The organism is Novipirellula sp., from assembly GCF_041583735.1.
GTDB lineage: Bacteria > Planctomycetota > Planctomycetia > Pirellulales > Pirellulaceae > Novipirellula.
In genome coordinates this window covers 1-7,197 of record NZ_JBFHFD010000446.1, presented here as the reverse complement: position 1 = coordinate 7,197, position 7,197 = coordinate 1, and the positions used below count along the sequence as shown (strand labels likewise).

Sequence of the window (7,197 nt, the reverse complement as noted above, 5' to 3'; positions counted from 1 at the left end):
CGTTTTGGTTGCCACGCTGCTGGCTTGTTGTTTTGTCTCGGATGGCAGGGCCTCTGCAGAGCCACCATCGGTGACCAAGCCGACGCAGAGCAAGGCCGCGCCCGCGGACGCCGAAGTGAACCCCGCGGACAACGACGCGGAGGCCGCCGCGGCCAAATTGCAAACGCCTAACACCGGCCAACCCGAGAACGGCCAACCCAACACCGGCCAACAGGAGCTCGATTTGGTCGATCACGTTCGCCAAATCACCTTCGAAGGTCGCCGCGCGGGCGAAGGCTATTTTAGCGCCGACGGCACACGCATGGTCTTTCAAAGCGAACGGGATCCGGCCAACCCGTTCTATCAAATCTATTTGACCGATCTGGAAACCGGCGACATCGAAAAGGTTTCACCCGGCATTGGAAAGACCACCTGCGCATGGATCCATCCCGATGGCGACCGCGTCTTGTTCGCCAGCACGCAAGCCGACCCAGCGGCCGAGCAAAAGCAAAAGGACGAACTGGAGCTGCGGGCCAGTGGGAAGCAACGCCGCTATGCATGGGATTACGACGAAAACTATGAATTGGTCGAGCGAAATGCCGAAGGCCAATACAAACAATTGACCGATGCCAAAGGCTATGACGCCGAAGCGAGTTACAGTCCTGATGGCACTCAAATTGTCTTCGCATCGAATCGCGATGCCTATTCGCGTGAATTAACCGCGGTGGAACAAGAGAAGTTCCAAATCGATCCCGCGTTCATGATCGATCTGTACATCATGAATGCCGATGGCACGAATGTCCGCCGTTTGACGACCGAGCCCGGTTACGACGGAGGTCCTTTTTTCTCGCCTGATGGCGAACGCATCTGTTTTCGTCATTTCTCGGAGGATGGTGCGACTGCCGAAGTCTTTACGATGAAAACCGACGGCAGCGATGTTCGCCGGTTGACCAATTTCGGCGCGATGAGCTGGGCGCCGTTTTATCACCCCAGCGGTGACTATTTGATCTTCACCACCAACAAACATGGCTTTGCCAACTTTGAACTGTACTTGGTTCGGGCGGATGGCCAGGGGGAACCGGTTCGTGTGACTTACACCGATGGCTTTGATGGGCTGCCAGTGTTCTTGCCCGAGGGCGAACGGTTGTCGTGGACCTCGACGCGTACCAAGGAAAAACAGTCTCAGATTTTCATGGGCGACTGGAATGACGCTCATGCTCGTGAATTACTAGGGCTCGACTCGGATTCAAGTGATGATTTGCAGGCAGCGGTCGCATCGGCCGAGAACACATCGCCTGAGTTTTCACCGACTGATGTGATGCGGCATGTTGATTTCCTGACGCGTCCCGAGTTGGCTGGCCGTTTGACCGGCAGTGACGGCGAACGTCGTGCGACCGCGTATGTCGCGGCCTATTTGGAAAGTTTGGGGTTTGAACCTGCCGGCGAAAACGACTCGTTCTTTCAAGAGTTTGAATTTCCCGCCGGTTCGAGTTTAACGTCCCAAAACGCGATGGCCTTGGGGGACAAATCGCTCGAGTTGAACGAAGATTGGCGGCCACTTTCGTTTTCCGACGACGGTAAAACCGATGCCGCCGAAGTGGTCTTTGCCGGCTATGGAATGCACGTGCCCGGCGGCGATGAAGTCGAAGAATATGACAGCTACGTGCACTTGGACGTCGCAGGCAAATGGGTGATGGTGCTGCGGGACATGCCGCAAGAAATCACGCCCGAGCGGCGACAAGAGATGGCTCGCTACAGCTCGCCGCGGCGGAAAGCCACGGTCGCTCGCGATCATGGCGCCAAAGGGATCGTGTTCGTGGCGGGACCGACCAGCAAAGTGACTCGAGAGTTGATCCTGTTCGATAGCAACGCGTCGCAGGCTGGCGTTAGTATCGCGGCGGTGACGATCAGCAACGAAATTGCCAAAGGGATGTTCCAGAACGCCAACAAGGATCTCGCGAAAACTCAAGCATCGCTTGATGATGGTTCACCACAAATGGGATTCCCGTTGGAGAACGTCTCGGTTTCGTCGACGATCGAGATCGAACGGAAAACCGGGGTGGGGCGAAACGTCATCGCACGCTTGCCCGTCAAACCCAATCATCAGACCTATCCCGCCGTCATGATCGGGGCTCACGTCGATCATCTCGGTCGTGGCGGAGGCAGCAATAGTTTGGCTCGCGATGATGAAGAAGAGCTGATTCACTTTGGCGCCGATGACAACGCCAGCGGTGTGGGAGCGATGCTCGAAATCGCTCAGTATCTCGCAGCCGAAAAAGCCGCAGGGCGACTGAAACCAAAACGCGATTTATTGATCGCCGCCTGGAGCGGCGAAGAATTGGGACTGTTTGGTTCTCAGCATTACGTCAACGAGTTCTTCAATCTCTATCCGCAGGCTCCCAAACTGGAAACGCCAGCACACGACCACGGCGGTGACGCTGCTCACGCTCATGCCGCACACGCCCACGGAGTCGCAGCCGACGCTGAACCATTGACTCAGGCGATTGCCGCCTATTTGAACCTCGACATGGTGGGGCGACTGCGCGAGAAGTTGATCGTGCAAGGGATCGGTTCCTCGCCTGGTTTCGCAGGCGAAGTTCAGCGGCGAAACGTCCCGGTGGGCTTGGAATTGCAGCTCGATAAAACCAGCACGCGTTTGCCCACCGACGCGTCGGCCTTTGTGGCACGCGACGTACCGATCCTGGCAGCGTTCACGGGGGCTCACGAGGACTATCACACCCCGCGTGATACCGCAGACAAGTTGAATTATGACGGTGCCGCTCAAACCGCGCGTTTGTTCGCCCTATTGGCTCGCGGTTTTCTGACCGCTGCCGAGCCACCGAAGTTTGAACTTGACGAAGGCGAGAAGCGTGAAGAGGCTCCGCGCGCGGTATTGACCGCGTACCTTGGCACGATCCCCGATTATGCCGCGGGCGAGGTCAAGGGGTTGAAACTGAGTGGCGTTGCAGGCGACGGCCCGGCCGCCAAAGCGGGCGTCAGCGGCGGCGACGTGATCATTCGCTTGGCAGGTCGCAAGATCGAAGATATCTACGACTACACCTACGCGATCGAGGCGTTGAAGATTGGCGAAGAAGTCGAGATCGTCGTCCAGCGAGGCGAAAAGACGGTGCCAATGAAAATCACCCCCACCGCCCGCGAGTAGTTTCCCGTGGGATAGGTTTTCAATCTGTCGTCCATCGTGGGACAGGTTTTTAACCTGTCATCAAGCATCCCGACAGGCATCCTGCCTGTCCTTTTCCACCGTGGTTTAGCCTTCCAAGCTTGCCGTTTCCCAAAACGACAGGCTGGAAGCCAATTCCACAGTCATGGCGTTACCAACGCTACTTCTGCAATCGCTCCAGCACCGCGGCGCCCATTTCTTTGGTGCCGATGTGCTTTCCGCCGCGAGCGATGTCTTTGGTGCGAAGCCCGTCGGCAAGCACGGCAGCGACCGCATTTTCGATCGCGGTGGCTTCGTCCAACAGCGACAACGAATGACGCAGCAGCATGGCCGCAGCCAGGATCGTGGCCAATGGGTTGGCAAGTTCTTGTCCGGCGATGTCGGGGGCCGAACCGTGAATCGGTTCGTACAACCCGGGGCCATCCGAACCGAGTGAAGCACTCGGCAGCATCCCTAGCGACCCGGGCAACATCGACGCTTCGTCGGTCAGAATATCGCCAAACAGGTTGCCGGTAACGACGACATCAAAGTCACGAGGTCGGTTGATCAGGTGCATCGCCATCGCATCGACAAGCACAACATCATACTGCACGTCGGGGAATTCTTCGGCCATCACGCGAGCGGCGGTTTGACGCCACAAGCGGCTTGGTTCGAGCACGTTGGCCTTGTCGACACTGGTCAAACGATTATCACGCTGTTGAGCTGCCTTAGCAGCCATGCGAACGATTCGCTCGACTTCGCGAACGCTGTACGCCATCGACTGGAACGCCGTTTCGTCTTCGCCGCTGCCCGAGCGACCGGATTCACCAAAGTAAATTCCGCCGGTCAGTTCACGAAAGAACAGGATGTCGGTGCCTTCGATGATTTCGCGTTTCAGCGGGGACGAATCGACCAGTTGGTCGAACAATCGGATCGGACGCAAATTGGCAAACAGTCCGAGTTCCTTGCGGATTTTCAGCAGTCCTGCTTCCGGACGCGTTTTCGCCGACGGATCGTCCCATTTCGGGCCGCCCACGGCGCCCAACAGGATCGCGTCGCTGGCTTTGCACGCGTCGATGGTTTCTTGAGGAAGAGGATCGCCCGTTTTGTCGATCGAGATGCCGCCGATCAATTGGGACGAGAACGAGAATTCGTGACCGAATAATTCCGCGATCTTTTCGAGGATTCGCTGGGCTTCGGAGACGATTTCAGGGCCAATGCCATCGCCTGGCAATAGTACGAGATTCGCTTTCAACGGTGTGCCCTTGGGGCGAGAGGTTTAAATGGATGAGCCCCCAATTTAATCCAATCGCCTCGTTTGCCCAATCCGATGTCACGCTAGAAAAAAAACGGCCGCTGCGGCCGAGGATGTCGCGATCGCCCTGCTCGCTGCCCCCAATCCCTACATCCGTCGCAATCCAATCGATGCGTGAACAAGGCCGAGACGTTCATCCGGATCCTGGCTGCCTGAGCCGCAAGACCGTCCCAAGTTTCAGTATCCGTCGAGATTCTGTCGGCGGGATTTCCAGACAGCGGCAACCATCGTTGACCCGACGGTCATTGCCCTCACGCTCTTAGCCAAAACTCTCTCGCTCTGCCCTCGCTATTATGCTGCAAAACCAAACCGAATTGGCGTCGATCCCCGTCCAGGTGCCCGTCGTTCTGCCAAGCAAACCGGCAGCGTCACCCCCATGCTCGATCGAAGCCAGCGTGTTACATGTGATCAATGGCGAGTATTTTTCGGGGGCTGAAAGAGTTCAGTCCCATCTCGGCCGCTGTTTGCCGAACTTTGGAATCGCCGCCGATTTTGTTTGCGTCAAGCCTGGGAAATTCCCCCAAATCATGGCAGAACAGAATCGGCAGTGGGGACGTTGTCATCTAGCCCCGATGAAAAGTCGCTTTGATCTACGCGCCGTCTTTCGCATCCGTGACTTGGTGCGGGCGTATGGTTACGAACTTTTGCACGCTCACACCCCGCGGACCGCGATGGTCGCGTCGGCAGCATCCCGATTGACCGGAGTCCCGTGGGTCTATCACGTGCACAGCCCCGCAGCACGCGATTCGGTCCACCAGTGGAGCAATCGAATCAACTCGTGGATGGAACGAGCATCGCTGCTGAGCTGTTCGCATTTGATCACGGTTTCGGAAAGTCTGCGGCTCGATTGCATTGCCAAAGGGGCCAGCGAAGACAAGGTCACCGTGGTCCATAATGGCGTTCCCAGTATTCGGCCCGAGCGGATTCACCATCCGGTCGTCGGCGGTCGCTGGGTGCTCGGCATGGTCGCATTGATGCGGCCCCGGAAAGGACTCGAAGTCGTACTCGATGCTTTAAACATCCTTCGTGACGAAGGACTCGATGTGGTGCTTCGTTGTATCGGTCCGTTTGAAACCTCCGAGTATGAAACGGAGATCAACGAGCAAATTGATCGGTTGAATCTGCGGCGTTACGTGGAACGCGTTGGGTTTACAGACGATGTGCCCGGAGAACTCGCGAAAGTCGATGCGTTGGTGTTACCGAGTCTGTTTGGCGAAGGGTTGCCGATGGTGGTGCTCGAAGCGATGGCCGCTGCGGTCCCCGTGATTGCCACTCGCGTCGAAGGAACGCCCGAAGCGGTCACCGATGGTGTCGAAGGCTTGCTCGCCGAGCCGCGTGATGCTGTTAGTCTCGCGAAAAAAATTCGCTCGCTGGTAATGGGGGAATACGATTGGACCACGATGGCCGAAGCCGCTCATCAGCGACAAACGCAATCGTTTTCGGACCTGTCGATGGCCTGGGGAACCGCCGAGGTCTACCGCAAACTGATCGATTCGCCCGACATGGATCGCGGACAACAGCACTCTGGTGACGCTCGGCTAACGCACGTATCGCAGCAAAACAACTTCGTCGCCGCCGGATTCCGCGATTGATTCAATGTGGGATAGGCTACTCGTAGCGATAGTCACGAAGACTTTCGTTCCCTCCTGCCCGCCTACCTGCCCGCGTAAAACTCTTGGCGAATCTTCGCTACGCCAAAACCTCTCCCACTCGGCAGACTAGAAGCCGATCCCACGGTGGAGTCGACAGGCTGGAAGCCTATCCTACGACGTTCTCGTGTAGACTTAATGGATCGATGTGACGTTCGTTACTTTTGAATTTATCTGTCTACAAGCGAGACTCATGGGCCCGACACCGCCAGCGCATTTGTCCTGTTTGCTGCGAACCATAGCAAAGGGGGGGCTGGGGATCTCGCTGGCATGCTGTGTGTTTTTGACTTTCGCATCTTATGCGTTTGGCGATGACGCCGCCGATTTGCATACGATCGATTTGGCCGACTTGCCGCTGCCACCGGATGAGATTGCGGAGTGGATCAAGGTTGGCAAAGTGCAATTTGTCTATGGACTGCGACCGGAATCGATGCAATCGGGGCTGCGACCGAGCGATTCGTCCGCAACGCTGCGAAAGGGGCGGCGACTTGCAGCGACGACCGAATATCGGATGGGGTATCACTATCGCAGTCGCAATCGATGGAAGTTTGTTGATCAAGATCGCAACGCGGAGTCTCGCGAAGTGAGAATCACGATGCGGTTTAGTGACGTGCGACTCGAAACCGAGCACACCGTGTGGTTTCGCAAACGGCCTGCGGCCGAGACGTTTTGGACCGATCGGTTGGTGCTGCATGAACTCGATCACGTGCAGATTTCAATCGATCCGCTGCTGGAGAAACGGTTTCAAGAATATTTGCGAGCCAATGCATCGATCACACGATCATTCAAACGAGATGAAACGGTCGATGAATCGACCATCCATCCGTTGGTCGACGCACATGTAGCGGATCTGTTTTCGCGAATTTCTGACCTCGTTGACATTCGTTACCAGGAGCTCGATCGGTTGACCGACCATGGATTAACGGCGTTTCCCGAAGGATCCTCGCTCGAATCGATCAAAGAATTCTCGTCAAATCGCTGATTTTTGCGGCTTTCAGCCGGGTTGGACGAGCCCGCTGCGGAGCACGAACGCTTTTATCTCAGCCATTTTCGTCAGGGGGTTCAGATTCGCGGGTGAATCATGGTAAATTCTT

The 7,197-nt window shown here is 56.7% G+C and carries 4 protein-coding genes; 3 read left to right on the top strand and 1 reads right to left on the bottom strand.

The window, feature by feature from the left end; genetic code table 11:
* Nucleotides 1-157: 157 nt before the first annotated feature.
* A complete protein-coding gene (locus ABX962_RS25325) occupies nt 158-3,142 on the top strand; it encodes a M28 family peptidase (RefSeq protein WP_372723473.1) in 2,985 nt (994 codons plus the stop codon).
* A gap of 178 nt (nt 3,143-3,320) precedes the next feature.
* Here the strand turns inward: ABX962_RS25325 and leuB are convergent, their stop codons facing one another.
* On the bottom strand, nt 3,321-4,394 hold the full coding sequence (gene leuB / locus ABX962_RS25320; RefSeq protein ID WP_372723471.1) for a 3-isopropylmalate dehydrogenase: 1,074 nt from the start codon (nt 4,392-4,394) through the stop codon (nt 3,321-3,323).
* Between the two features lie 353 nt (nt 4,395-4,747).
* Here leuB and ABX962_RS25315 point away from each other — a divergent pair, with 353 nt between their 5' ends.
* The gene (locus ABX962_RS25315) at nt 4,748-6,046 is read left to right on the top strand and encodes a glycosyltransferase family 4 protein (protein WP_372723470.1); all 1,299 of its coding nucleotides are present in this window, start codon (nt 4,748-4,750) and stop codon (nt 6,044-6,046) included.
* A 250-nt stretch (nt 6,047-6,296) separates the two neighbouring features.
* Nucleotides 6,297-7,085 (top strand): hypothetical protein, encoded by a 789-nt coding sequence (locus tag ABX962_RS25310; RefSeq protein ID WP_372723468.1) that lies wholly within the window; start codon nt 6,297-6,299, stop codon nt 7,083-7,085.
* Nucleotides 7,086-7,197 lie beyond the last annotated feature (112 nt).